Here is a 23,731-nt window from a genome sequence, read left to right as displayed (position 1 = left end):
GAACTGCTGGAAGTGATGCGACTTCGTATGTCGCGTGGTCGCTGTCGTCCTGCTTTAGGGGTGGGCGGGTGTGATGGCGCTGTCGTGGCCCAGTTGGTGCTCGCTTCGCGCCTGGGCGTCGCGTTCGATGTTCATGTCCAGCGACCGGCTGAACAGGAGGTAGGCCGCGGAGGCGACGAGCAGTCCGACCAGCCAGGCGATGTCCACTCCACCGAGGAGGGTTGCCACGGGCCCGGTGTAGGTCCAGGATCCGATTTGGGGCAGCACCATGAATGGTATTTCTGCTGCGAGGCCGATGGCGAAGGCCAAGAGTCCGCGCCAGGACCATGCTCCGTAGATTCCTTTGGTGGTGAAGAGATCGGTGATGGCGTAGTGCCCTTTGCGGACGAAGAAGTAGTCGGTCAGGTTCGTCGCGGTCCATGGCACCAGCAGGTACAGCATCAGCGTCAGTGCTGAGAAGACTGTGGTAACGGACCCTGCGCTGATCAGGCTGGCGACGAGATACCACACGACGGTGAGGACGAGGATGGTGATGACACGTGCTTTGCGGGTTGGTTTGATGGGCCGGATCGAGTCGACGGTCGTCAGCACTGTGAGCATCCCGCCGTAGGCGTTCATCCCCATGGTGGCGGCGAGGGCGAGGGCGGAGAAGAGCGCGGCAGCGTCACCGAGGTGGATGAAGACGTTGTTTCCGGCCAGTTGCAGGCCGGCCAGGCCGTCGGTGGCTCCCAGCCGGATCGCCAGCCATGCTCCCAAGGCGATCAGCCAGATGGCAGATGAAGAGGCCCCAAAGAACACCGCGGCGATCACGGAGCGGCTCCTGGTCTTGGAGGGCAGGTAGCGCGAATAGTCGGAGACGTAGGGTGCGTAGGTGATGTTGTAGGCGGCCGAGGCAGCAAATTGGGCCATGAAGGCACCCCAGTTGAATCCGTACTGGATTGTGCTGTCGCCGCCGCCGCCGGCGTTACCGGTGAGGACGCCGATGGTCAGGATCGTCATCAGGGGAAAGGAAATGTACAGCAGGATGCGGAAGGCCTTGTGCACCCAGTCGTGTCCGAAGATGGCCAGCGCTGCGGCACCGAGCGCCGCGACGACCGCGACGACTGTCGGATTCCACCCGAAGGAGCTCATGAGCCCGTCGCCGAGCAGGACGGTGTCGGCCACATTGAATGCCAGGTAGGTAAACAGTGTTGCGATGAGCGGGACCACGACGCCGCGGTATCCGAATTGGGCCCTGGACTGGATCATTTGCGGCAGGCCCATGGTGGGGCCCTGGGAGGCGTGGAAGGCCATGAAGATGGTCCCGACCCCGATGCCCAGGATGCTGGCCACGATGGTCCAGCCCAGCGAGAGACCCATAGAAGGCCCGATGAAGCCGATGGGGATGGAGAAGTACTGGAAGTTCCCCAGGAACCACAGCGGGGCCTGGTGCCAGAGTTTGCCGTGCCGTTCATTGTCCGGTACCCAGTCAATGGAGCGGACCTCGATGAGCGGGGCAGCGTTTTTTGGCGTCGGCACGGGTTTTGCGGTGGTTGTCATTGCTCGGCTCCTGCATCAAAAGTAAGGGAAAGGTGTTCGTGGACGGCCGTGATCCCGGTGTCACCGGTGCGGGAAAAGACGATGGTTTCGCGTTCGTCAGTGCTGGTCAGAGCCCCGCCCTCTTGGATGACGGTCCGCACCGCGTGGGAGAAGACCGCGGCGGTACCGAGCAGCTGCACGAGCGGGTCGCTGCTGTGGCAGCTGACCACTTTCCACCCCCCGGATACCCAGGATTGCCACTGCTCTTCATATTCCTGCCTGCTGTCCAGGCGGGACGGACTGGAGTGGAAGACGAAGGTGGCCTTCGGATCAAAGGCGGCGAAATAGGCCTGCGCATCCATGGCGGCGTAGGCCCGCACAATCTGCCCTGCGGCTTCGGTGACTTCTTGTTCAGTGAGGGTGGTCCCCATGGTTCTCCAGCGTTAGGGGGAATGGCGCCGGACCTGCCGGATCATCCCGAGGTATTGATGCGCCGACGTCGTCGGCGTAACGTGATCTACATCACTCGCTGTTGTCTAGTAAACAACATGTGATGATCGGAAAGCAACACACTGGGGAAATTTCTACCCAAAATATTGACGTGAACCAGGATTGGCCCTGGCCCTCGGCGCAACCAAACTGGCAGTGGGCTCGTCGCGGAACTGAAATCTGCTTCGCGGCCGATCGCAGGCATTGGCAGTTGGGAATACCGGCGTGGTCTGCCCGTGCCTGGGCAGCACGCTAACCCTTCAACCTTCGTCAGGTACTTTCGGCTCGAGAGACGGCAGTTCGAGGGTGCTTGGCAGCGTGACCATAGACAGGATGGCGCCATGAAGGTACTGCCCGTAGAACCAAGCAATATGCCCCTGGCCATCGGTTCCAGGATCCGTGCGGCACGTCAGGCGCAGCGGATGACCATCGGCGACGTGGCAGAAGCTGCGCGACTGACGAAGGGATTCCTCAGCAGGGTTGAGCGGGACCTGACCTCACCGAGCGTGGCGTCCTTGCTGGCCCTATGCCAGGTCCTTTCGGTTTCCATAGGAGACCTGTTTCTTCTCCCGGAAACCCACCTGACGAAGTCCGGTCAGGGGCCGCGGATTTCCCTGGGCGGGGACGGCATCGTGGAACGACTGCTGACCGCCCGTCCGGAACGGCGCCTGCAGATCATCCAGTCAGTCATCAAACCGCACGGCAGCGGAGAGACCGAGCTGTACGTCGTGGACTGTGACGTGGAGGTGCTGTACATCGTTCGGGGCCAGCTCAGCTTCATCCTCGCGGACGGCCAGATCGAACTGGCAGCGGGAGATGCGATGTCCTTTCCCGGCCGTGAACCGCACAGCTGGACCAATACCACCGACGAGGAAACCGTCGTGCTATGGATCTTGGTACCCGCAGCCTCGCGTTGACCGTCACCGACGGCCCCGGAGACAGCAAGCGCGTTCGGGGTGTCGTGGCGGCTGGTGTAACGGTCCCTGGATACCGCCTCCCTGCCACTGCCGGACGTGGACCTGCTATCGCCGCAGAAGCTGGGCATCGACGCGCACCCGTACCGGTCGATGCGGTTCTTCCAGGACCCGGCCGCCAGGGTCTGGACAAGCTACGAGCCATGGATGAGCACGGGGCCACAACCGCCAAGGTCGATGCCAACACCGCGAAAAAGAACATCAAGCGGACCGGCCGCGGGTTCACCAAGACCGCAACTACAAGACGCCTATCCTGTTAAGAAGTGCCGCCCGAACGGCGGCATGAACACCATCCCGCGGAAGCATTTCTCCAAGAACTGCGACAAGCCGTTAAGAGCCGCCCTGCCGCACCATGGGCCAACTCCGGCATCAAAGGGTTTAGGAACGGGCCCTAAGCGTCCTTCAGCGGGCGCCGGGCGAGCCAGGCGGCGACGATCGCGCCGGAAATGTTGTGCCAGAGCGAGAACACGGCGGACGGCAGCGCGGCCAGCGAGGTGAAGTGCGCCGTGGCGAGGGTGGCGGCCAGTCCCGAGTTCTGCATGCCGACCTCGAACGCCAGCGCCCGGCGGGCCTTGTCGTCCAGGCCGCCCAGCTTGCCGGCCAGGTAGCCCAGGCCCAGGCCGAAGCCGTTGTGCAGCACCACGGCGAGGAACACGATTCCGCCGGCCGCGACGATCTTGCTGGCGCTTCCGGCCACGACGATCGCCACGATCAGGGAAATCACGACAGCGGACGCCCACGGCAGTGCCGGCAGCACCTTCGCGACGAGCTTCTTGAGGAACAGCCGGGCAACCAGCCCGGCGATCACCGGCAGCAGGACGGTCTTGACGATGTCCAGGACCATACCCCCGGCGTCGATGTTCAGGAAGGAGCCGGCCAGGAACAGCACCAGCAGCGGCGCGACGATCGGGGCAATCAGGGTGGAAACGGAGGCAACGGCCACGGAGAGGGCCACATCGCCCTTGGCCAGGAACGCCATCACGTTGGAGGCGGTGCCGGACGGCGCGCAGCCCACGAGGATCAGGCCCACAGCGAGCTCCGGCTCGAGGTGGAGGGCCACGGCGATCAGCCAGCCGGCGCCGGGCATGATGACGTAGTGGGCCACGATGCCGAGCACCACGGCCCACGGCCGCTTGGCCACCGAGGCGAAGTCGGGCGGCGTCAGCGTCAGGCCCATGCAAAACATGATGATGCCCAGCAGGTACGGCACGCTCGGCGCGAGGGGTCTGAAGGCGCCCGGCAGCAGGAATCCGGCGACGCCGGCCACGACGACGAGGATCGGGAAGATGGTTACCGCGATCCGGGCGATCTTTGCCTCGGCGGCGAGGGCGGGATTTACCAGGACGTCCGCGTCGGTGCTCGTGTCCGGGCCGGATATTGGGGATTTGGTTGCCTCAAGCATCCAATAATGGTGGCACCCCCATCCGACAAGCGGCCACTTCATGACCGTATGTCGGACAAATATGTCAGATTTTTGTCTCGATCAGCGTGCGTCGGAGTTTCCCGCTTTTGGACGCCGCTGCCGGTGTGTCGGGCCGAACCGCCGGGGATTTCCGGCGTCGCGGTTCCAAAGGGGGAGGATCAGCGCGCACGCGGACCCTCCTCCTACACCTGCGTCAGCCGGTAGTGCTCGATCTGCTTGAGCCGGCGCAGGAGGCTGTCCCGCCGGGGGTGCGGGACGGCGTCGGCCGGTTCCGCGGTGAGGTCGATGTGGGCGGTGCCGTACTGCCAGAGCAACAGGTCATCCAGCAGACGGTCCGGTCCGGGGGAATAGCGGTGGTCCAGGGCCTTGCGGACCTCGGTGATCCGGTTGGCGCTGAGCAGGCCGGCCAGCTGGACTGTCTGATTGAGGCCGTGGGCGGCCATGAGCTCGGCGGCCCAGCCCCAGTCGTCGTCGACCTTGCGGTCCACGTGCGGCAGCAGCGTCCGCCAGACGTCGCGGATCCGGTTGGGCGTGAGCTGCGCGGCGCCTTCGCCGTCCATGTCCCAGTAGCTGCGGACCTCTTCGTAGCGGTCGTGCAGGTCCGAGAACGCACTTTCCACGGTCTCCAGCATGGCCGCCGTTGCTGTGAACTGGCGGTCGAAGTGCGGGGTCCAGGCGCGGGGGTCCTCGGCCTTGAAGCGGATGTCGTGCTCGATCTCGCTCCAGGCGTGCGCGAACACCGTGCGGATCTGGCATTCGAAGAAGTAGCTGCCGTTGGGCTGGGTCTCCGGGTTGAAGGCGTGCTGGTAATCCTTGACGGCCTCGTTCTGGATGGTCCGCAGGATCAGGTGCCGGCTCGAATAGCCGTACGTCCCGGACTCAATGGACCCGATGTCCTTCTCGCGGTCCCCGCGGCAGTCGAAGAGCTGGCGCTGGCGCTTGATGATGTTGGCCACGACGGCGTTTTCCGCCGGCAGCTTCGTGATGACGCGGATGCCCACCATGTCATTGAGCGTGCGGAACGGGTCCGGAAATTTCAGGACCCGCGGGCCCCCGGGTTCAAGGGGCTCCTCGGTGCGGGAGATCTTCTCGCGGAAGGACTCCACGGTCTTGGTGCGGCCGGTGACGAACAGCGGGGTCACCTCAGTGCCCTTGAGCATGGTCCGCAGGGTGAGCAGGACCTCCCGGGTGACCAGCTTCAGCGCAGGGCGGACCCGCTCGTAGAGTTCCACGTTTTCCTGCACGGATTCGCGCAGGCCGGCGTCCAGCCGGTCCCAGTTGCTCGCCATGCGTCCAGCTTACGGCGCACGTACGACGGACGCGGGGGTGACACCCCCTCGGTCGCCGTCGAACGCGCTGCCTCAAGCCGCGCGGCGCCCAAGGTAGGCTCAACACATGGCTGATGTGCGGCGTCGGGCACTGTTCGCAGCCGCAGCGGCGGTGACACTGGGGGCAGTCTCCGCCGCCTGTTCACCGGGCCCCGAGGAGGACACAGTGAAGCGGCACAAGTATCACTACGGCGACGACTCCAGTCAGTGGGGAGAGCTCTTCCTGCCGGACGCTGCCGCATCCAAAGGCGTGGTGGTGGTCATCCACGGCGGATACTGGCGGTCGCAGTACGGTGCCGAACTGGGCGAGCCGCTGGCCAGGGACCTGGCCACGCACGGCATGGCGGCCTGGAACCTGGAGTACCGGCGTGCCGGCAACGGCGGCGGCTGGCCCCACACCTTTGCCGACGTGCTGGCCGGAATCGACAAGCTAGGCGACATCTCCGGCGAGCACGGACTCGGCCTGAACAGGGTGGTCGCCCTGGGGCACTCCGCCGGCGGCCACCTCGCCGTCTGGGCGGCGGGCCGCAGCAGGCTCGGGCAGCTCGGTGCCCCCGACGCGGACCGGCAGCTCCTGCGCAAGGACGACGCCGACGGCGCGGTGCAGCTCACCGGCGTCGTCAGCCAGTCAGGGCTGCTGAACCTGGCCGCCGCCGAGCGGCTGAATCTCAGCAACGGAGCGGTGAGCAATCTGCTGGGCGGCTCCTCCGAAAAATACCCCAAACGGCATAAGTATGCAGATCCGATGAGCGCAGTGCCCCTGAAGGTTCCGGTGTTTGCCGTACACGGAACCGAAGACGATACCGTGCCGATGAGCCAGTCCGAGTCGTATGCGGGGGCTGCCAAGGCGGCGGGGGCTCCCGTCCAGCTCCTGACGGTCCCCGGCGACCACTTCGCCCTGATCGATCCGAAGGCCGCCGGCTACCGGAAATGCCGCGAGCTGGTGCAACAACTGCTGAGCTGAGCGGGCCGAAAGCCAACAGGCGCCGAAACCCAATAGACGCTGTGAGCCAGTAGACTGGACCAAGGTGCGCCGGGAAGTCTGGTCGGCATAGTTCTGTCGACCCAACTTTTAGGACCCCATGAACGCCACGCCTCCTACCCCCGTCCCCCCGCGCCTCAGCGTCTTTGGCCACGGCAGCTACGCGGAATCATTGCGGATCGGCGAAATCCTCCGCAAGGAAACTGTGGGCGGCGCCCTGCTGGTCGCCGCAGCCGTCATCGCCCTCATCTGGGCCAACTCACCGGCGTCGGAAAGCTACTTCGCACTCAGGGACTTCAAATTCGGCTACGCGCCCTGGCACCTTGAGCTGAGCCTCGGCGCCTGGGCGGCCGACGGGCTGCTCGCCATTTTCTTCTTCCTGGTGGGGCTCGAGCTCAAGCGCGAGTTTGTTGCGGGGGACCTGCGGCAGCTGAGCAAGTCCGTTGTTCCCGTCGCCGCGGCCGTGGGCGGCGTGGCTGTTCCCGCGCTCATCTACGCCGCGGTCAACCTCGCCGGGACCGAGACGCTGCGGGGCTGGGCGATCCCCACCGCCACCGACATCGCCTTCGCCGTCGCGGTGCTGGCGATCATCGGCTCGCATCTGCCGAGCGCCTTACGCATCTTCCTGCTCACCCTGGCTGTGGTGGATGACCTGCTGGCCATCAGCATCATCGCGGTGTTCTACACCAGCGAACTCCAGCCCCTGCCGCTGCTGCTGGCACTGCTCCCGCTGGGCCTCTACACCTTCCTTGCGCAGAAGTACCGGCGGTTCTTCGGCAGGCACGCCGTGGCCGCGTGGCTGATCCTGCTTCCCCTCGGCGCCGCCACCTGGGCCCTCGTGCACGCCTCGGGCATCCACGCCACGGTGGCAGGAGTCCTGCTCGGCTTCGCGATCCCCGTGCTCCGCTCCAAGGCCAGCGGCGGCCCGGACGCCGGACCGGGCCTCGCCGAGATCTTCGAACACCGCTCCCGCCCGATTTCCGCCGGGATCGCCGTCCCGCTGTTCGCCTTCTTCTCCGCAGGAGTGGCCGTGGGCGGCTGGGAGGGACTCGGCTCGGCGCTGACCGATCCGGTGGCCGTGGGTATCATCCTGGCCCTCGTGCTCGGCAAGCCGGCCGGCATCCTGGGCACCACCTGGCTCATCACCAAGGCGACGCGGGCGCGGCTTGACGGCTCGTTCAAATGGATCGATGTCTTCGGCGTCTCGATCCTGGCCGGCATCGGCTTCACCGTGTCGCTGCTCGTGGCCGAACTGAGCTTCGGCCAGGGCAGCGTCCACGATGACCACGCGAAGGTGGGAATCCTTGCGGCGTCCCTGCTCGCGGCACTGCTGGCCGCCGCGGTGCTCCGCACCCGGAACCGCCAGTACCGGCAGGCCGAGGACGACGAGAAGGTCGACTCGGACCACGACGGGATCCCGGACGTATACCAGCAGGATCGCGGCTAGCCGGGTTCGCCGCAAGGCCTGATTTGATACCCCAGGGGGTATCATTATGGGAGAAGCGACCCCCGGGACATCCCCGGCACCCCTCGAAAGGACCCGAGCATGAAGAGCATTTCCGTCCAGGACCTCGCCGCACTGGGCGACACCGCCGAAATCGTCGATGTCCGCGAGGATGACGAATATGCCGAGATCCGTGTGCCCGGCGCCAGGAGCATCCCGCTCTCGCGCTTTGCGCAGTCCCTGCCGGAGGTTCCGGCCAGCGGCACCGTCTACGTGATGTGCGCAGCCGGCGGCCGCAGTGCCCAGGCCACCGTCTACCTCGAGGACCAGGGGTACGACGCCGTCAACGTCACCGGCGGCATCATCGAGTGGGACCGCAACGGCCACCCCGTCAACCGGGGCTGAGCAGACCCGCGTGGAGCGAACCATGGACGTCGTCGTTATCGAGACCCCGCAATTGGGCGACCGCAGCTACCTGGTCCACGACGGCTCGGTGGCGCTGGTGATCGATCCGCAGCGGGACACGGACCGCGTGGAAATGGCTGCCCGCGAGGCAGGGGTCACCATCACGCACGTGGCGGAAACCCACCTGCACAATGACTACATCACGGGCGGACTGGTACTGGCCCGGGCCCACGGCGCCAGCTACCTCGTGAACGCCGCCGATCCCGTGAAGTTCGAGCGCACGCCCATCACCGACGGCCAGACCGTCCGGGTGGGTTCACTGACGGTCAAGGCCGTCGCCACGCCCGGGCACACCCACACCCACCTGTCCTTCATCGTGGACGACGGCGACAAGCAAGCCGTCTTCTCCGGCGGCAGCCTGCTCTACGGCTCCGTTGGCCGCACCGACCTCGTCGCCGCGGCCGACACGATCGGCCTCACCCACGACCAGTACGCCTCGGTCCGGCGCCTCGTCGCGGAAGCCGGGCGCGATGCCGCGCTGTTCCCGACCCACGGTTTCGGCTCCTTCTGCTCCTCCGGGCCTGCCAGCGGCGCCACGTCCTCCACGATCGGCGAACAGCTCGCCGCCAACCATGCCCTGACCGACCCGGACGAGGACCACTTCGTCCGCCAGCTCGTCGCCAACCTCACTGACTACCCGGCGTACTACGCGCACATGAGCCCTGTCAACATCCAGGGGCCGGGCCCCGCGGACCTGGCCGTGCCCGAATCGCTCGACGCCGCGGAGCTTACCCGGCGCCTGGACGACGGCGAGTGGGTGGTGGACGTGCGGCGCCGCGTGGCATTTGCGAGCAGCCATCTCAAGGGCAGCGTCAGTTTTGAGTACGGCCGCGGCTCCAGCTTCACCAGCTACCTGGGCTGGGTGCTGCCGTGGGGCGATCAGCTGACCCTCGTCGGCTCACGCGGAGACGTCGAAAACGCTATCCGCGACCTCTCCCGGATCGGCATCGACTCGCCGGACGCCGCCGTCGGAACCGACCCGCACGCGCTGGCCCCGCAGGCCGCCGTCGCCTCCTATCCCCGGGTGGGCTGGGACGGCGTGCTGGCGGGCCGGGCCGGCGGCGACACCGTCCTGGACGTGCGCCGCGCTGACGAATACGCCGCGTCGCGGGTGGCCGGCGCCGTGAACGTCCCGCTGCATGAACTGCTGCTGCGCCTGGACGGCGTGCCTGCCGGAAGGCTGTGGGTCCACTGCGCCTCCGGCTACCGGTCCGGCATCGCCGCCAGCCTCCTCCAGCGGGCCGGCAGGGACGTGGTCCACATCGACGCGAGGTTCGGCGACGCCGCGGCGGCCGGGATCCCCATGGGCAAGGCGCCCGACTGAGCCCTGCCCACGAAGACGGGCCTGGGGGGTCAAACAACGTCCCCGGACAGTACACCTAGCCCTCGCGGTCGATCTGCAGGTAGCTGAGTCCGCTTACGTCGAGCCAGAACTGGGTGGGAGTCTCCACCAGGCGCAGCAGGACGCCCTCGCAGGAGCTGCAGCGCACAACGATTCCTGGGGCGTCAGCATAGACCGCTGCCTCCCCGAAGGCCCGGACGGCGCCGCAGTGCTTGCACCGTCCGATCGCTGCGATGATATCGATGCGGAACAGTTCCCACAGCGGTCCGGCCACAGCGTTTCCGTCCAGATGGGGGATTGGATTGCCCGCGATTCCGGCGATGTCCCGGTCCTCGAGGCGCGGGTCCTCAGCTCCCGGAGAAGCGGAGCCATTGTTGCCAGTCACAGGGTTCCTCCCGTTCCGCCGAAGCGTTCGGTCTTGATCGAGGCGGCGGGATAGCCCGCCTGAACCAGCCATTCTGCGACCGTTTCGACAAATACCGTCTGACCACAGATGAAGGAGTCGGGTGTAGGGTCCGCCGGCAGGATACTCGCCAGGAGGACCTCCGGCGTGAGCCGTTTCGGAGCGGTCTGCCAGCCCGATGGCGCTTTGCGTGTGTAGACGTAGTCGACGGTGACCTTGGGGGATTCCCTGCTCAAGGTGAGCAGCTCCTCGCGGTAGAACCCCGCCTCGGGTGACTTGAGCGAGTACAGCAGCCGGAACTGTGACGGGTTTTCCGATGCCTCATGCGCGCGGATCATGGACATCAGCGGCACGATGCCGGATCCGCCGGCGATCAGCTGCACCGGGTTCGTGTCGGTCGGCCGCCAGACGAACCAGCCACCTACAGGGCCGCGTATCTCCAGCTGGTCGCCGATGGCAATATCCCTGACCAGATACGGGGAGACCTCCCCGTCGGCCAATTCGTCAACGGTGATCTCTATGATTTCGTCCAGGCCGGCCGTCGCCACGGAGTAGGAGCGCACGGCCGAATAACCGTCGTCTGCCGTGAGGCGGATATCGATGTGCTGTCCGGCGAGGTTGCCCATCAAACCGTCAACCCGGAGGCCGATCGTTCTGGACGTTTCAGTTTCGGTGACGCCGCTGACGACTTCGGCGACGCGCCACAGCCGGCTCATGGGTCCTGCCTCATGAGTACCGCTCTTCACGCCACGGGTCGCCGTGGATGTGGTAACCGTTGGATTCCCAGAAGCCCGGGATATCGTCCTGCGTCAGTTCAAGGCCGTTGATCCACTTTGCGCTCTTCCAAAAGTACAAGTGCGGCACGAGTAGCCGGGCCGGTCCGCCGTGGGCGCGCTCCAATGGCTCACCGTCGAATTCCCAGGCCACCCACGACCGGCCGTCCAGGAGATCCGGCAGCGGGATGTTGGTCGTGTAGCCGCCATAGGAGTGGGCCGTCGTGAACTCGCAGCTCGTTTCCACATCCTCAAACAAAGTGTCCAGGGATACTCCCCGCCACGAGGTGCCCAGCTTGGACCAGCTGGTCACGCAATGGATGTCGGTCGGGATATCAACCTGCGGAAGGTCCATGAACGCATCCCACGACCAAACATGGCGTCGACCGGCTTCAGTGGTGATGAAGAATTCCCAGTCCTCCGTGGGGATGTGGGGTGCAGGCCCGGCGGTCAGCACCGGAAAGCTTCCCGTCTCGTATTGGCCTGGTGGTAACGCTGGATTGCCGGTCTGCCGTTTTCCATGAAAACCGGACGAGATGATTCCCATCATGTACCTCCGCTGCGGAGCTTCCGGTCGACTGTGATCGGTTCCCCAACGATAGGGCAACTGCCGGACAGGGTCTAGAGATGAGCCGCTGGCTCAACGGATTCCGCTGTCAACAATCAGCGTGATGTGAACAGGATTGTCCGAGACGACCACACGCTCGGTAGCCGTCGAGGCGTAGCCGCCGACGTTGGTCGCCTTGATGACGTAACGGCCGTCGGGCAGTGTGAGGCTGAAGGCACCTGCCGTGTCGGTGAGCGTTGAGCCCCGGACGGCGTCTCCGTCCAACGCGACCACCGCGGCGCCTGCTACGGGGCGCGGCGGACACTCCTTCCCAACACGCTCTACCGGACAAACCGGCGCCATCAGGACGTCGCCGGTAACCTGCCCCGAATGGACGCTGACCCCGGATGCGTTGGTGCAGGCGCACAGCAGCAGGAGGCTGGCCGCGGCCAGCAAAGCCAGGTCGAATCGCATCACACCACTCACCAACAATCCAGCACTCAAGCTGCCTCACACCGAGTATCCACCCTCCACAAGCCGGAACATAGGACGCCTGGGCGTTCCTGTAGGAGACACGCCGAGGCCGAGCAACCAGGCCCCGCAACACAGGCGCGCCCGCACTCGTTCTCTGGCAGAGTATGAGCATGCTGACAGTTATTGGCGAGGGTCTGGTTGATGTGGTCCAGCGCTCCTCCGGAATCGAAGCCCACGTCGGCGGCAGCCCCCTCAACGTGGCGGTGGGCCTGGCCCGGCTGGACCATCCGGTGCAGTTCATCGGCCGCTACGGCCGGGACGCCTACGGCGAATCGGTGGCCGCGCACTTGAAGTCCAGCTCCGTCCTCCTCCCGCAGGGACCGGACGCGCTGCCCACGAGCGTGGCCACCGCCCAGATCGACGACGACGGCGCCGCAACCTACACGTTCGACCTCGCCTGGGAGCTGCCCGGCCTCGGGGAGCGGTTGCCGTTCATGCTGCAGGGCACCACCCTGCTGCACACCGGCTCGATCGCCACCATGCTGGCGCCCGGCGCCGCCGAGGTCCTGGCCGCCGTCGAGCATGCCCATCCTTCGGCCACGATCAGCTTCGATCCGAACTGCCGCCCCAGCATCATCACCGACGTGGACTATGCGCGCCGGCAGGCCGAAAAGTTCGTCTCCCTCGCGGACATCGTCAAGGCCTCCGATGAGGACCTCGAATGGCTGTACCCCGGCGAGGATCCGCTGGACTCGGCGCGCCGCTGGCTGTCGCTGGGCGGCTCGGAAGGTCCGGCGATGGTGGTGGTGACCCGCGGCGCCGAAGGGCCCTGGGGTGTCAACGCCGCAGGCGTAGCGCACTTTGCCGCGCCCGGGGTGACGGTGGCGGACACGGTCGGGGCCGGGGATTCCTTCATGGCCGCGCTGCTGTCCGGCGTCGTGGACCTGGGCCTGGACGGGGCGCAGAACCGCGAGGACCTCCGTGAACTGTCCGCCGGAAGCCTCCGGGATCTCCTGGCCCACGCCGCCTTGGCGGCCGCCGTCACCGTGTCCCGCGCCGGAGCCAACCCGCCCACCCGCGCCGAGCTGACCCGGATGGAGCTCGGCGAGCCGGCCTCACCAGCAACTGAAAGGCAGCCATGACACGCCACGATGTTCCGTCCTTCCACGTCAGCAGCGAATCGTTCACCGACGGCCAGACCCTCCCGCCGGCCCAGCGCAGCGGCAGGATGCGGGCCGGCGGCCAGGACGAATCCCCGCAGCTGAGCTGGTCCGGTGCTCCCGCCGGCACCAGGAGCTTCGCCGTCACCGTCTTCGACCCCGACGCTCCGGGCCACGGCGGCTTCTGGCACTGGGCCGTGCTGGACATCCCCGGGGACGTCACCTCCCTGCCGGCCGGGGCGGGCGCCGAGGGCGGCCGGGTCCTTCCCCCGGGCGCCCTGCAGCTGAAGAACGACGCCGGCTTCCACGGCTACCTTGGTGCAGCGCCGCCGCCGGGCCACGGCCCGCACCGCTACATCGTCACGGTCCACGCGCTCGATGTGCCGCAGTCAGGGCTGGACGAGCGCACGTCCCCGGCCAGTCTGGAGTCGAAGCTGTCGCGGCATACCCTGGGCCGGGGAACGCTCACGGGGATCTACGAACGGCACTAGGCGCGTCGGCGGACTAGGCCCGGTGATTGAGCCCGTCGAACTCGCCAGCGCGGCCTTCCCGAGTCCCGCCGATTCGACGGTTCCCTGCGCACTCGACGCTTCGATGCATCGAGCCGGCAGGGAACCGTCGAAATGGACGGAGGTTGGCCCGAACCTCCCCCCGCCGCGCCAACGTAGACTGGCACTATGCGGCTGGTAGCAAGTGATATTGACGGAACGATCCTCGGCCACGACGGCAAAATCAGTGACCGGACCGTCCGCGCTTTCCACGCGTGCCGCGACGCCGGCGTCGAGCTGGTCTTCGTGACCGGCCGCCCGCCGCGCTGGCTCCACCCCCTGCGGGACCAGCTGGGCCACGCCGGAACCGTGATCTGCTCCAACGGCGCCGTCGTCTGGGACCTCGAGGCGGACCGCATGCTCTCGGCACGGGCCCTTGACCTCGACGCCGTGTTCGAAACCCGCCGCATCATCAAGCGCCTGCGTCCCTCCGCACTTTTCGCCGCCGAAACCCTCACCGGGTTCCACCTGGAGCCGGGGTTCATCGAGAATGGCTCGAGCGAGCTGCTCTCCGAGTTCACGCCCGCGCCGCTGCACACGACGCTCACCCCGGCGGACTCCGTGGTGAAGTTCCTGGCCATCGTCCGGGAGGGCACCGCCGATGAGTTCCTGGCCGAGGTGACGCCCGCCGTCGCGCATCTGGCCGCGGCCACCCACTCGGCGCCGAACATCGCGCTCCTGGAACTGTCCCTGCCCGGCGTCAACAAGGCCGTCACCCTCGCCGAATACGCCGCCTCCCTGGGCATCGACGCCGCGGACGTGGTGGCCTTCGGGGACATGCCCAACGACATCGAGATGCTCCGCTGGGCGGGGGACGGGTATGCGATGGCCAGCGGCCACCCGGAGGCCATCCGCGCCGCCGGCCAGCAGGCCCCGCACTTCGACGATGACGGCGTCGCCCAGATCCTCGAGGCCAAGCTCGCCGAGCACGGCGTGCGGCTTCCCTGAGGAGTATCCGTTCCACGGTTCCCGGGGCCGCTTCCTAAGGCGGCTTCCTGAGGCCGCTTCCCCGCGCGGCAGATCCGGTCACCGGATTACCAGCCGGCAGTCAACTGGCGTTCATCTTCGCTCCCTACGCTGAAGATTCGCGACGGATCGATTGATTGATTGTGGGGAAATCATGGCCAGGTACCGTACTGAAAACACTGACGAGCAGCCCCTGCACCGGGTGGACCCGGGCCCGCACTGGAGGAGCCTGCGCCCGGGTGACCGCGTGAGCGTCCGGCTGTCGCCCGGCTATGAAACGGGCGGCCTCGTGGACGCCGTCACGGCGGACCACACCGCTGTCTGGGTGGACCTCGACGGCGGCCGCGGCCGCACGCTGCTGCACTGCAGCGACGGCGTGGAAATCCTCCCGCGCGACTCCTGAGAACGGGTCCTGATCTTGTTCTGATCTAGTCCTGATCCGGTCATTCCAGTGCTCCGGTACGCTTCAGGAGTGACGAACTCCCACCCCTTCTTTGACCCCTTCTTTGACCAGGGCGGGGGCCCCGCCGGAGGCCCCGATGAGGCCGCCGGGGCGCCTGCCGCACCGCCCCTGGCCATGGCCCACCGCGGCTTCTCCCCGGAGGGGCTGGAGAACTCCATGGCCGCGTTCCGCGCCGCCGTCGAACTGGGGTTCAGGTACCTGGAGACGGACGTCCACACCACCGCTGACGGCGTGCTGCTGCTCTTCCACGACGAAACCCTGGACCGTGTCACGGACGGGCGCGGCAGGATCTCGGAGCTTCCCGCGGAAACCGTAGCCCGGGCGAGGATCGGCGGCTCGGAACCCATCCCGCTGTTCGAGGAGCTCGTCACGGCCTTCCCGGATGTCCGGCTCAACCTGGACGTCAAGGACTGGAACTCGGTGGATGCCCTGGCCACGGCGATCGAACGCTACGGGCTGCATGACCGCGTTCTGATTGCCAGTTTCTCGGACCGCCGGCGCCGTGCGGTGCTCAAGCAACTGAGCCGGCCCGCTGCAGGCTCCGCCGGCATGGTGTCCAATGCCTTGTTCGTCCTGCTCGGCCCGGTGCTGCCGGCACCGGTCATGCGCCTTGTGGCCGCCCGGGCGCTCCGCGGCGTCCACGCCCTGCAGGTCCCGGTCCGCTACGGCGCCCTGACCGTGGTGACGCCGGGCTTCGTGCGGCGCGCGCACCGGCATGGCCTGCAGGTGCACGTCTGGACCGTCAACGAGCCCGCGGAAATGCACCGGCTGCTGGACCTCGGCGTCGACGGGCTCGTCACGGACCGCGCGGACCTGCTCAGGCAGGTCCTGCGGGAGCGCGGGGCCTGGCACTAACTTCGCCGGCGCCCGCACTCCGTTTGAGCCGGCGGGCTGGCAGGATAGAGCCATGCGCATCCTCATCGCCCCGGACAAGTTCAAGGGCTCCCTCACCGCCGCCGAAGCCGCCTCCGCCATCGCCGAAGGCGCCCTGCGCGTCTACCCGGACGCCGAGGCCATCCAGTTCCCGGTGGCCGACGGCGGCGAAGGAACCCTGGAGGCGGCCGTCGCGGCGGGCTACGAGGAGCGGCTCAACGCCGTCGTCGGCCCGATCCTGGCACCGATCGGCGCCGCGTGGGGCATCCGCAAGGACGCGTTCGGCGGGGCGACCGCCGTCATCGAAACCGCGCAGGCCTCGGGTCTGGCGCACATGGAGCCGACGCCGGCCAACGCGTTGCGCGCGCACAGCTACGGCTGCGGCCAGCTGATCGCCGCGGCACTGGACGCCGGCGCCACCGAGATCGTGCTCGGCCTGGGCGGCTCGGCCATGAGCGACGGCGGCAGCGGCGCCCTCCGCGCCCTGGGCCTCAAGCCGCTGGACGCCGCCGGCAACGTGGTGCCCCTCGGCGGCGGGTCACTGGCGGAGGTCGCGTCCGTGGACACCAGCGGACTCGATCCGCGGCTGTCCGCCGTGAAGTTCAGGATCGCCGTGGACGTGCAGAACCCTCTCTTCGGCAGCGACGGCGCAGCCCATGTCTTCGCCCCGCAGAAGGGCGCCGACGACGACGCCGTGGAGCTGCTCGACGCCGGCCTGCGCAACTGGGCCTCGGTGCTGCGCGAGTCCACCGGCCGCGACGTCAACGTCCCCGGCGCCGGGGCGGCGGGCGGCTTCCCGGCGTCGTTCCTGGCCTTCAGCAACGCCGCCCTGGAAGGCGGCTTCGAACTGGTGGCCGGACTCACCGGCCTCGCCGGAAAACTCGCCGAGGCGGATCTTGTCATCACCGGGGAAGGGTCGCTGGATTCGCAGTCATTGACGGGCAAGGCGCCGATTGCGCTAGCGGATGCCGCGCAGGCACGCGGCATCCCGGTGATCGTGGTGGCCGGCCGGATCCTGGTCACCCCGGAGGATCTTGCCCGGCATGGCGTGGTGGCCGCGGCGCAGCTGCTGGACCTGGCCGGAAGCCCGGCCGACGCCGTCGCGAACGCCGCCAAGTACCTCGCCTGGGCCACGAGCCAGGTCCTGGAAGGGGCCTGAGCCCGGGCCGGATGCGGCGGCGTCGGCCGAGGCCGCGGTTCAGGTGCCCGTCTCGTAGTGCGGTTCGGCGACGGGTTTGGACTCGGGGGAGCCTTTCTCCCGGAGGTAGACCGAGGCGCCCACCAGGACCGCCACGGCCAGGAATTCGCTCTGCCAGTTCTGGAACGACTCGAACCAGAAGCGGCTCGTCGCGAGGTAGCCGAGCACTGTCACCGTTGGCTGGCCATGGCTCTGCTGCTCATCGTTGTACGCCGTGCTGCCGCCCGCGGCGTGGAGGGCAAATGACATCAGGAAGAGCAGGAGGAACATGATCGAGAGTGAGTGTTCATAGAGTTTCAGCACCCACCCGCCGCGCCGCACCGGCCAGGGGGTGGCTGGCTTGGGCTTGGCGGCCCGCGGATCCTGGTCCTGAGGGGAAGCCTGGTCCATCGGCTTCGACTCAGAGGAACCCTTCTGGAACAGGAACACCGTCAGGATGACGTACATGCCCATCTGCAGGAATTCGGATTCCCAGTTCTCGAAAGTGGCCTCGACAAAATCGCCGGTGGAAAGGTACTCCAGGACGGTCACGGCGGGCTGGCCGTGCGCCACCTGATCCTCACTGTAGCTGCTGGCCCCGCTGAGGATCATCCCGCCGAAGAACGTGAGAAATAGCCCGGCATTGGCGAGCAGCAGCCCGTGTTCCTTGACCCATTTACGCATGGTTGCACCTGTTTCTCTGTGGCTAGGGTGGATGGTGAATCTGGTCATAGTGCTGTCTCCTCGCGGCCCGTGCCCTTGGCCGCTACGTGGTTGAGCCGTACCGGAACATAGACCAGCATGACCAACAGCACGGCCAGCAACACTCCGCCCGCGGTCAGGCCGGCGGTGCGGCCCGCGGTGACATCGAAGACCAGGCAGGAGGTCCCGACGCTCAGTAGGGCGACGCCGGCCAGCGACACTTTAGCGATGATGTCGGCGCTGGAAACCAGGGTGGCCTTCAGCCGTTTCCGGAACAGCCGGCGGTGCACGCTGACCGGCAGGAGGATCGTCGCGGTGGTGAGCGCGGCCAGGAAAACGTTGGTGAGGTAGAGGCCCCTCTAGAAGCCGTCCAGCGTCTCGAACCTGGCCTGGAACGGCAACGTCAGCAGGAAACCCGCCAGAATCTGCACCCCGGTCTGAAGGACGCGCAGTTCCTGTAACAGCTCCATCCAGTTGCGGTCCAGCCGCTGTTCGACGGTCTCATCCCTTCCGTCGCCGCTGGACTCGTCTGGAACTGGCATCGGGCTCCTTGGGCATCGCGGAAGGCGCCGCTGAGTGCGGCACACACTCAACCTAGGCTTGAGACTTGCTAAATTCAAGGCCGTACTAAGGGTGCTGACTATTTCCCGCGTAGGGTGGAACTGTTTACGCCGCTGGGATAGTTTCGAAGGGCCGGTTCTCGCCGGCGCCCGGGAAAGAACCCCTAGAAAACCGACACATTGGTAGGTGGACTATGAGTGATTCAGACAAGCAGCAGGATCCCGTCGAGGAAGCCGGCGGCTACGGAACGCCGACGGCCGAGCAGGAATCGCCCGGCGGGGACACGAAGAAGTTCGCCCAGCCCCGGGAGGAAGAGGCGTTCGGGGCCGCTGGCCTGAGCCAGGACAGCCCGGACGGCGAGACTTTCCCCGCCGGGGCGCCTGACCTGAGCCATTTCGGCAGTGAAGACCAAGACAGCGCAGGAGAACCCGGAGCAGGACGCTTCGGAGGAACGGAGGAACAAATGAGTTCGGAACAAGCCAGTGCAGAGCCCGGGTTCGACGCCGAGGTGCCGTCCGCGGAGGCCGAGATGGATGAGTCCAACACGGAGAAGCCCGACGCCGGGCGCCCCTTCTCATCGGAGCCCGGTCAGGAGCCGTCAGGACTGCCCGACGGCTCAGGCACGGATCTGCCGGACAGTAAATCGCCGAAAGACCGCAGCGACGATGAGGAACCGTTCGACGCCGGCTAAAACCTGCCTGCCGATGTCTGCCGGCGTGCGGTCGGTCTCGGCACGGATGCGTACGAGCGCCGCAGCGTCGTCGAGCTGACATTCACGCCCGAACAGGAGCAGGGATGCCAGCCTTTCGGCTGGACGCCGTAAGCGTCTAGCGCCGCTTCTTCGGGGCGCGCTTGGCGGCCGCATTGACGGCTGCCTTCACCGCTGCCACGGGGGCTGCGTATTCCGTCTCCGGCTCCGCCACCGTGCCGCGCGCCTTGGCGATGGCCTTCATGCCGTGGTAAATCACCAGGGCGGCGGCCGAGCCCAGCGCGATCCCCGTGAACTTCAAGTCGCCGAGGGTCCAGGTGTAGTCCGCGATGCCCACAATCAGTGCGACGGCGGCCGTGGTCAGGTTGATGGGGTTGGAGAAGTTCACCTTGTTCTGGACCCAGATCTTCACGCCCAGGACGCCGATCATGCCGTAGAGCATGGTGGCCGCACCGCCCAGCACGCCGGCCGGGACGGTGGCGATGAGTTCACCGAACTTCGGCGAGAAGCTCAGGACCACGGCAAAGACGCCGGCCACCCAGTAGGCCGCCGTCGAATAGACCTTGGTGGCGGCCATGACGCCGATGTTTTCCGCGTAGGTGGTGGTGCCGGAGCCGCCGCCCAGGCCGGCAAGCACGGTCGCCGCACCGTCGGCCATCAGCGCCCGCCCGGAGACGCCGTCGAGGTTCTGGCCGGTCATGGCGGACACGGACTTCACGTGGCCGATGTTCTCGGCGACCAGCACCAGCACAACCGGAACGAACAGGCCGATCACGCCGGGGTGGAATTCCGGAGTCTGGAAGTGCGGCAGCCCGATCCACGCGGCGCCGTCCATCTTCTCGAAGTTCACCTCGCCGCGCATCATCGCCACGATGTAGCCGGCCACGACGCCGACCAGGATGCTCAGGCGGCCCAGGATGCCGCGGAAGAGCACGCTGACCAGGATAATGACAACCAGGGTGATGAGGGCGGTGACCGGGGCCTTGTCGAAGTTGTTCTTCGCGGCCGGGGCCAGGTTCAGTCCGATGAGTCCCACGATGGCGCCGGTGACGATCGGCGGCATCAGCCGGTTGATCCAGCCCGCACCGAACTTCTGCACCACGGCGCCGATTAGGGCCAGCCCGACGCCGGCCAGCACCACGCCGCCGAGCGCACCGGCGATCCCGTACTGCTGCTGCGACGCCATGATCGGCGCGATGAACGCGAAGCTGGAGCCGAGGTAGCTGGGCACGCGGCCCTGGGTGATGACCAGGAACAGCAGGGTGCCGATGCCCGAGAAGAACAGCGTGGTGGCCGGCGGCATGCCCGTGATGATCGGGACGAGGAAGGTGGCGCCGAACATGGCGACAACGTGCTGCATTCCGACGCCGATGGTCAGCGGCCAGGCGAGGCGCTCGTCCGGCTTGACGACCTCACCGGGGCGGATGGACTTGCCGTTGCCGTGGAGCTTCCATTTGGTACCGAGCATGCTCATTGCCGGGAGCCTTTCAGAGAATGTGTGGCGGGGCGGGGAAGGAATCTTCCGGAGCAACTTTACCGCGCGGGGTTTGCCGGCTGGTTTCGTAGCCCGCCTTCCCAGCCGCACGCCACTGTGTCAAACGTCACCCGCGGCATGGGAAGCTGCCGGCGCCGCTTGAAGTTGCAACTATGGACAGCAGAAAAGCCCGCCGCCGGACGGTGAGCAGGCACAGCGAAAGGGACGCGAATGACAATCGCCCATGACGAAGCAGTAATCGATGCAGCGGCCGTCGACGCCATTTTTGCCGACGCCCGCACCGCCAACGCCTTCACCGGCGAGGTCACGGAGGATCAGGCACGCGCCATCTACGAGCTGACGAAATTTGGCCCCACCGCTTTCAATTCGCAGCCGCTTCGCGTCACCTATGTGCGCTCCGAGGAAGCCCGGACCACGCTCGTGGACGCCCTCTCCGCCGGCAACCGGGCCAAGACGGCGTCCGCACCCCTCGTCGCCATCCTCAGCTACGACACGTCCTGGCAGGAGCAGTGGGACAGCTTCCTCCCCGGCTACAACGCCCCCAAGGCCATTTACGACGCCGCGCCGGACCTGGCGGCCACCACGGGCAACAACAACGCCCACCTGCAGGCCGGCTACTTCATCCTCGCGGTCCGGTCCCTCGGATTCGCCGCCGGGCCCATGACGGGCGCGGATTTCTCCGCCATTGATGCCGCGTTCTTCCCCGACGGAAGCCAGAAGAGCTTCCTGGTGGTCAACATCGGCCTGCCCGGCGTGGACGCGTGGGGCGAAGCCAAGCCGAAGTTCGCATACGAGGACGTCGTCCGCACGGTCTGACGGCTGCGGGCTTAGCGGCACGGTCTTCACGCGGAGGTGCCTCCGGCACCATGGGGGACAGGCCGGAGGCACGCGGGACACAATTATGCGGTTCAGCGCACGGCCTGCATCCGGGGCCACTTCCCATTTTAGTCCGCATTGGGGCCGCCGCCACAGTGCGATTCGCGCCGTCGTCGTGCCAGTCTCATGCTTCGGTCTCATCCCCGGTCCCATGGCAGACTTGCCCCATGCGGAACCTGATTGCGGTGGCCTTCGTGGAGCCTGTCACCGAGGGCCTCGAGTTCCCCCGGGATGACTGGCCGCTGCACATCACCCTCGTGAAGTTCGATGTCGTCGCCCCGGAAGCCGCAGAACCCGCCCCGGACGACCCCCTCGCCGACAGAATTGCCGCGCTCATGGCGGCACCGGTCGCCGCGGCCCTGGGCAGCAGCGTTGCCGTGCGCGGCGAGGCGGGGTTCGGCCGGGCCGGGTCGATCCCGGTCAGCCTGATTGAACCCAGCGAACGGCTGCAGGGCCTGCACGACGCCCTGGTCCGGATGGTGGCGGAACTGCCGGGCCGGATCCCCACGCCCGGCTATACCCTGGAAGGCTACCGCCCGCACGTGTCCCACCACGGGGAGAGGCGGCTCAACCCGGGCGACGTCGTCGTCCTGGACCGGATCGCGCTGGTGGACATGGCGCCCGACGGCGGCCACGCCACGCGGCGGATCCTCAGGCTCTGGACTGACGCTCCGGCCTGAGTGCTGGAACTGCCCCAGGTGCTGGCCCCGAAAGTCACATGGTGAATGCGCGCCATGATTTCCGGCTGCGGGGTGCCATACTGGGTCAACTGCGACGCCGAAACGACGCACTTCGGGCAATTACATGCGGACCGGGGGCCACGACATGATGCTTGACACCGCAACCCTGCGTGTCGATTTGGCGCTGGTCGACCTGACCCTGCTCCTGCTCTTCTACTTCATCACCTACCGCCGGACCCGTTCCGCGTACAGCGGCTGGTGGTGCCTGGCGTTGCTGTTGTTCCTGGCCGGCAATGCGGCGTATCTGCTGGACGGAACGATCCACCAGGTGTGGGCCAACCCCTCGGGAAACGTGTTGCTGGTGTCGGGCGCGGTCAGCATCTGGGCAGGCGCCCGTTCGCTGAGGACCGCAGTTCCCCCAGCGTGGCAGCTCGCCGCAGGTCCCGGCATCACGGCCGTGGCGTCAGTGCTAGACCAGCCGGCCACGAACATCTGGGCGGGCGGGCCGGCGTACCTGGCTTTCATGAGTGCGCTGATCGGACTGGGCTGCCGGGAGCTGTTTCTGCTTGACCGCAACTTTTCGCGCGTGCACCGCACGCTCGCCGTGGGCTCGGGGATCCTCGCCGTGTTCTATTTCGGCCGCTTGGCCGCCTTTGTTTTCGAGGGGCGGGAGGGGCCGGTCTTCCTCTCCGTCTTCGGATCGGCGACGACGGCTGCCCTTTCAGCGGTGATCCTGGTGGTTGCGTCCTTCACCATGGCCGAGCTGAGCTACGAGCAGCAGATCCAGGATCTTCGGGCCCGCGCCTCGGTGGACGGGCTGACAGGGCTGCTCAACCGCACTGCGTTCAAGGACCTGGCCGAGAACGAACTGCGCCGCCTGAGCCGGACCAGGACCACCGCATCGCTGATCCTGGCCGACCTCGATCATTTCAAGGCGATCAACGACGAGTTCGGACACTCAGCCGGGGACACCGCGCTGCAGGCGTTCGCGAATGCCTGCGTGTCCACGGTACGTTCCACGGACCTCGTGGGCCGGTACGGCGGGGAGGAATTCATGCTCCTGTTGCCGGGAGTCACGCCCGAACTGGCCAAGGAAATCGCCGCGGACATCAGCCGCTTACTCCAGGCCGCGGAGCCGGGCGCGATCCCTCGCCTGCCCACCGTAAGCTACGGCATCGCATCCGCCGCTGCCGGGCGCGTGGATTTTGAGGCGCTGGTCGCCTCGGCCGACGCGGCCCTCTACCGGGCAAAAACGCTGGGCCGGGACCGCTCGGTGCTGGCCGCGAGCCCGCTCGAGGAAAAAACTGCCTGAGCGCGCCCTCTTCCGGGCAGATCAGGTCCGGGCAGATCAGGTCGGGG

Annotated in this window: 25 protein-coding genes and 1 pseudogene; 15 read left to right on the top strand and 11 right to left on the bottom strand. The window is 67.0% G+C overall.

Annotated elements, in window-relative coordinates; genetic code table 11:
* Positions 1-54: 54 nt before the first annotated feature.
* Positions 55-1,539, bottom strand: coding sequence for a purine-cytosine permease family protein (locus tag ACQCSY_RS08535; protein WP_427134842.1), 1,485 nt, complete (start codon positions 1,537-1,539; stop codon positions 55-57).
* A complete protein-coding gene (locus ACQCSY_RS08530) occupies positions 1,536-1,949 on the bottom strand; it encodes a YybH family protein (protein WP_427134840.1) in 414 nt (137 codons plus the stop codon). Before ACQCSY_RS08530 ends, ACQCSY_RS08535 begins: the two co-directional genes overlap by 4 nt.
* A 399-nt stretch (positions 1,950-2,348) precedes the next feature.
* On the opposite strand from ACQCSY_RS08530, the gene ACQCSY_RS08525 reads away from it, so the two are divergent.
* The gene (locus tag ACQCSY_RS08525) at positions 2,349-2,924 is read left to right on the top strand and encodes a helix-turn-helix domain-containing protein (protein ID WP_427134838.1); all 576 of its coding nucleotides are present in this window, start codon (positions 2,349-2,351) and stop codon (positions 2,922-2,924) included.
* 448 nt (positions 2,925-3,372) lie between these two features.
* Here ACQCSY_RS08525 and ACQCSY_RS08520 read toward each other — a convergent pair whose 3' ends face one another.
* Both ACQCSY_RS08520 and ACQCSY_RS08515 read right to left on the bottom strand, forming a co-directional pair.
* The gene (locus ACQCSY_RS08520; protein WP_427134836.1) at positions 3,373-4,383 is read right to left on the bottom strand and encodes a bile acid:sodium symporter family protein; all 1,011 of its coding nucleotides are present in this window, start codon (positions 4,381-4,383) and stop codon (positions 3,373-3,375) included.
* Positions 4,384-4,586: 203 nt separating this feature from the next.
* Entirely contained in the window at positions 4,587-5,693 is a 1,107-nt protein-coding gene (locus tag ACQCSY_RS08515; protein WP_427134834.1) for a GTP pyrophosphokinase, read from the bottom strand.
* A gap of 205 nt (positions 5,694-5,898) precedes the next feature.
* Between ACQCSY_RS08515 and ACQCSY_RS08510 the strand changes: the two genes are divergently transcribed.
* From ACQCSY_RS08510 to ACQCSY_RS08495, 4 genes are all read left to right on the top strand, one after another.
* The gene (locus tag ACQCSY_RS08510) at positions 5,899-6,696 is read left to right on the top strand and encodes an alpha/beta hydrolase (protein ID WP_427135750.1); all 798 of its coding nucleotides are present in this window, start codon (positions 5,899-5,901) and stop codon (positions 6,694-6,696) included.
* A gap of 118 nt (positions 6,697-6,814) precedes the next feature.
* Positions 6,815-8,161: a Na+/H+ antiporter NhaA gene (nhaA, locus tag ACQCSY_RS08505; RefSeq protein ID WP_427134832.1), complete on the top strand. Its 1,347-nt coding sequence runs from the start codon at positions 6,815-6,817 to the stop codon at positions 8,159-8,161.
* A gap of 99 nt (positions 8,162-8,260) precedes the next feature.
* A complete protein-coding gene (locus ACQCSY_RS08500) occupies positions 8,261-8,563 on the top strand; it encodes a rhodanese-like domain-containing protein (protein ID WP_427134830.1) in 303 nt (100 codons plus the stop codon).
* A 22-nt stretch (positions 8,564-8,585) separates the two neighbouring features.
* Positions 8,586-9,947, top strand: coding sequence for an MBL fold metallo-hydrolase (locus ACQCSY_RS08495; protein WP_427134828.1), 1,362 nt, complete (start codon positions 8,586-8,588; stop codon positions 9,945-9,947).
* Positions 9,948-10,002: 55 nt separating this feature from the next.
* Here the strand turns inward: ACQCSY_RS08495 and ACQCSY_RS08490 are convergent, their stop codons facing one another.
* From ACQCSY_RS08490 to ACQCSY_RS08475, 4 genes are all read right to left on the bottom strand, one after another.
* The gene (locus ACQCSY_RS08490) at positions 10,003-10,350 is read right to left on the bottom strand and encodes a DUF6510 family protein (protein WP_427134826.1); all 348 of its coding nucleotides are present in this window, start codon (positions 10,348-10,350) and stop codon (positions 10,003-10,005) included.
* Positions 10,347-11,084, bottom strand: coding sequence for a ferredoxin reductase (locus ACQCSY_RS08485; RefSeq protein WP_427134824.1), 738 nt, complete (start codon positions 11,082-11,084; stop codon positions 10,347-10,349). The genes ACQCSY_RS08490 and ACQCSY_RS08485 overlap by 4 nt, the downstream gene beginning before the upstream one ends.
* A gap of 10 nt (positions 11,085-11,094) precedes the next feature.
* Complete coding sequence (locus ACQCSY_RS08480) at positions 11,095-11,688, bottom strand: sulfite oxidase-like oxidoreductase (RefSeq protein WP_427135748.1); 594 nt, start codon at positions 11,686-11,688, stop codon at positions 11,095-11,097.
* A 93-nt stretch (positions 11,689-11,781) separates the two neighbouring features.
* Entirely contained in the window at positions 11,782-12,162 is a 381-nt protein-coding gene (locus tag ACQCSY_RS08475) for a carboxypeptidase-like regulatory domain-containing protein (protein WP_427135746.1), read from the bottom strand.
* A 170-nt stretch (positions 12,163-12,332) separates the two neighbouring features.
* On the opposite strand from ACQCSY_RS08475, the gene ACQCSY_RS08470 reads away from it, so the two are divergent.
* The 6 genes from ACQCSY_RS08470 (at position 12,333) to ACQCSY_RS08445 (ending at position 17,331) form a co-directional block, all read left to right on the top strand.
* Positions 12,333-13,304 carry a carbohydrate kinase family protein gene (locus tag ACQCSY_RS08470; protein WP_427134822.1) on the top strand — a complete coding sequence of 324 codons (972 nt, stop codon included), beginning with the start codon at positions 12,333-12,335 and terminating at the stop codon, positions 13,302-13,304.
* Positions 13,301-13,813: a YbhB/YbcL family Raf kinase inhibitor-like protein gene (locus ACQCSY_RS08465; RefSeq protein ID WP_427134821.1), complete on the top strand. Its 513-nt coding sequence runs from the start codon at positions 13,301-13,303 to the stop codon at positions 13,811-13,813. The genes ACQCSY_RS08470 and ACQCSY_RS08465 overlap by 4 nt, the downstream gene beginning before the upstream one ends.
* A gap of 186 nt (positions 13,814-13,999) precedes the next feature.
* Positions 14,000-14,818 (top strand): HAD family hydrolase, encoded by an 819-nt coding sequence (locus tag ACQCSY_RS08460; protein ID WP_427134819.1) that lies wholly within the window; start codon positions 14,000-14,002, stop codon positions 14,816-14,818.
* A gap of 172 nt (positions 14,819-14,990) precedes the next feature.
* Complete coding sequence (locus tag ACQCSY_RS08455) at positions 14,991-15,239, top strand: hypothetical protein (RefSeq protein WP_427134818.1); 249 nt, start codon at positions 14,991-14,993, stop codon at positions 15,237-15,239.
* A gap of 69 nt (positions 15,240-15,308) precedes the next feature.
* On the top strand, positions 15,309-16,154 hold the full coding sequence (locus ACQCSY_RS08450) for a glycerophosphodiester phosphodiesterase (protein WP_427134816.1): 846 nt from the start codon (positions 15,309-15,311) through the stop codon (positions 16,152-16,154).
* 52 nt (positions 16,155-16,206) lie between these two features.
* Entirely contained in the window at positions 16,207-17,331 is a 1,125-nt protein-coding gene (locus ACQCSY_RS08445; RefSeq protein WP_427134814.1) for a glycerate kinase, read from the top strand.
* A gap of 39 nt (positions 17,332-17,370) precedes the next feature.
* On the opposite strand, the gene ACQCSY_RS08440 is transcribed toward ACQCSY_RS08445, so the two are convergent.
* On the bottom strand, positions 17,371-18,033 hold the full coding sequence (locus tag ACQCSY_RS08440; protein ID WP_427134812.1) for a DUF6766 family protein: 663 nt from the start codon (positions 18,031-18,033) through the stop codon (positions 17,371-17,373).
* Between the two features lie 44 nt (positions 18,034-18,077).
* A pseudogene (locus ACQCSY_RS08435) lies at positions 18,078-18,593 on the bottom strand (DUF6328 family protein).
* A 212-nt stretch (positions 18,594-18,805) separates the two neighbouring features.
* Between ACQCSY_RS08435 and ACQCSY_RS08430 the strand changes: the two are divergent.
* Positions 18,806-19,303 (top strand): hypothetical protein, encoded by a 498-nt coding sequence (locus tag ACQCSY_RS08430; RefSeq protein WP_427134810.1) that lies wholly within the window; start codon positions 18,806-18,808, stop codon positions 19,301-19,303.
* 136 nt (positions 19,304-19,439) lie between these two features.
* On the opposite strand, the gene ACQCSY_RS08425 is transcribed toward ACQCSY_RS08430, so the two are convergent.
* Entirely contained in the window at positions 19,440-20,795 is a 1,356-nt protein-coding gene (locus ACQCSY_RS08425) for a uracil-xanthine permease family protein (protein WP_427134808.1), read from the bottom strand.
* A 231-nt stretch (positions 20,796-21,026) separates the two neighbouring features.
* Here ACQCSY_RS08425 and ACQCSY_RS08420 point away from each other — a divergent pair, with 231 nt between their 5' ends.
* The 3 genes from ACQCSY_RS08420 (at position 21,027) to ACQCSY_RS08410 (ending at position 23,684) form a co-directional block, all read left to right on the top strand.
* Positions 21,027-21,632 carry a malonic semialdehyde reductase gene (locus ACQCSY_RS08420; RefSeq protein WP_427134806.1) on the top strand — a complete coding sequence of 202 codons (606 nt, stop codon included), beginning with the start codon at positions 21,027-21,029 and terminating at the stop codon, positions 21,630-21,632.
* Positions 21,633-21,859: 227 nt separating this feature from the next.
* Positions 21,860-22,372, top strand: a complete 513-nt coding sequence (locus ACQCSY_RS08415; protein ID WP_427134804.1) for a 2'-5' RNA ligase family protein — start codon at positions 21,860-21,862, stop codon at positions 22,370-22,372.
* A 145-nt stretch (positions 22,373-22,517) separates the two neighbouring features.
* A complete protein-coding gene (locus tag ACQCSY_RS08410) occupies positions 22,518-23,684 on the top strand; it encodes a GGDEF domain-containing protein (RefSeq protein WP_427134803.1) in 1,167 nt (388 codons plus the stop codon).
* The last annotated feature ends 47 nt before the right edge of the window (positions 23,685-23,731 follow it).

Origin of the sequence: Pseudarthrobacter sp. S9, from assembly GCF_050156545.1 — a bacterium.
GTDB lineage: Bacteria > Actinomycetota > Actinomycetes > Actinomycetales > Micrococcaceae > Arthrobacter.
Note: the sequence above shows the minus strand (reverse complement) of the source record. Positions and strands in the feature narration are given on the sequence as shown.

What these genes read in the sequence shown, in the direction of transcription:
- ACQCSY_RS08525 (WP_427134838.1), top strand. Translation starts at nt 2,349, where the DNA reads ATGAAGGTACTGCCCGTAGAACCAAGCAATATGCCCCTGGCCATCGGT.
- ACQCSY_RS08425 (WP_427134808.1), bottom strand. Translation starts at nt 20,795, where the DNA reads ATGAGCATGCTCGGTACCAAATGGAAGCTCCACGGCAACGGCAAGTCC.
- ACQCSY_RS08480 (WP_427135748.1), bottom strand. Translation starts at nt 11,688, where the DNA reads ATGGGAATCATCTCGTCCGGTTTTCATGGAAAACGGCAGACCGGCAAT.
- ACQCSY_RS08445 (WP_427134814.1), top strand. Translation starts at nt 16,207, where the DNA reads ATGCGCATCCTCATCGCCCCGGACAAGTTCAAGGGCTCCCTCACCGCC.
- ACQCSY_RS08460 (WP_427134819.1), top strand. Translation starts at nt 14,000, where the DNA reads ATGCGGCTGGTAGCAAGTGATATTGACGGAACGATCCTCGGCCACGAC.
- ACQCSY_RS08535 (WP_427134842.1), bottom strand. Translation starts at nt 1,539, where the DNA reads ATGACAACCACCGCAAAACCCGTGCCGACGCCAAAAAACGCTGCCCCG.
- ACQCSY_RS08430 (WP_427134810.1), top strand. Translation starts at nt 18,806, where the DNA reads ATGAGTGATTCAGACAAGCAGCAGGATCCCGTCGAGGAAGCCGGCGGC.
- ACQCSY_RS08530 (WP_427134840.1), bottom strand. Translation starts at nt 1,949, where the DNA reads ATGGGGACCACCCTCACTGAACAAGAAGTCACCGAAGCCGCAGGGCAG.
- nhaA (WP_427134832.1), top strand. Translation starts at nt 6,815, where the DNA reads ATGAACGCCACGCCTCCTACCCCCGTCCCCCCGCGCCTCAGCGTCTTT.
- ACQCSY_RS08465 (WP_427134821.1), top strand. Translation starts at nt 13,301, where the DNA reads ATGACACGCCACGATGTTCCGTCCTTCCACGTCAGCAGCGAATCGTTC.
- ACQCSY_RS08475 (WP_427135746.1), bottom strand. Translation starts at nt 12,162, where the DNA reads ATGCGATTCGACCTGGCTTTGCTGGCCGCGGCCAGCCTCCTGCTGCTG.
- ACQCSY_RS08440 (WP_427134812.1), bottom strand. Translation starts at nt 18,033, where the DNA reads ATGCGTAAATGGGTCAAGGAACACGGGCTGCTGCTCGCCAATGCCGGG.
- ACQCSY_RS08520 (WP_427134836.1), bottom strand. Translation starts at nt 4,383, where the DNA reads ATGCTTGAGGCAACCAAATCCCCAATATCCGGCCCGGACACGAGCACC.
- ACQCSY_RS08515 (WP_427134834.1), bottom strand. Translation starts at nt 5,693, where the DNA reads ATGGCGAGCAACTGGGACCGGCTGGACGCCGGCCTGCGCGAATCCGTG.
- ACQCSY_RS08485 (WP_427134824.1), bottom strand. Translation starts at nt 11,084, where the DNA reads ATGAGCCGGCTGTGGCGCGTCGCCGAAGTCGTCAGCGGCGTCACCGAA.
- ACQCSY_RS08500 (WP_427134830.1), top strand. Translation starts at nt 8,261, where the DNA reads ATGAAGAGCATTTCCGTCCAGGACCTCGCCGCACTGGGCGACACCGCC.
- ACQCSY_RS08455 (WP_427134818.1), top strand. Translation starts at nt 14,991, where the DNA reads ATGGCCAGGTACCGTACTGAAAACACTGACGAGCAGCCCCTGCACCGG.
- ACQCSY_RS08415 (WP_427134804.1), top strand. Translation starts at nt 21,860, where the DNA reads ATGCGGAACCTGATTGCGGTGGCCTTCGTGGAGCCTGTCACCGAGGGC.
- ACQCSY_RS08410 (WP_427134803.1), top strand. Translation starts at nt 22,518, where the DNA reads ATGATGCTTGACACCGCAACCCTGCGTGTCGATTTGGCGCTGGTCGAC.
- ACQCSY_RS08470 (WP_427134822.1), top strand. Translation starts at nt 12,333, where the DNA reads ATGCTGACAGTTATTGGCGAGGGTCTGGTTGATGTGGTCCAGCGCTCC.
- ACQCSY_RS08420 (WP_427134806.1), top strand. Translation starts at nt 21,027, where the DNA reads ATGACAATCGCCCATGACGAAGCAGTAATCGATGCAGCGGCCGTCGAC.
- ACQCSY_RS08495 (WP_427134828.1), top strand. Translation starts at nt 8,586, where the DNA reads ATGGACGTCGTCGTTATCGAGACCCCGCAATTGGGCGACCGCAGCTAC.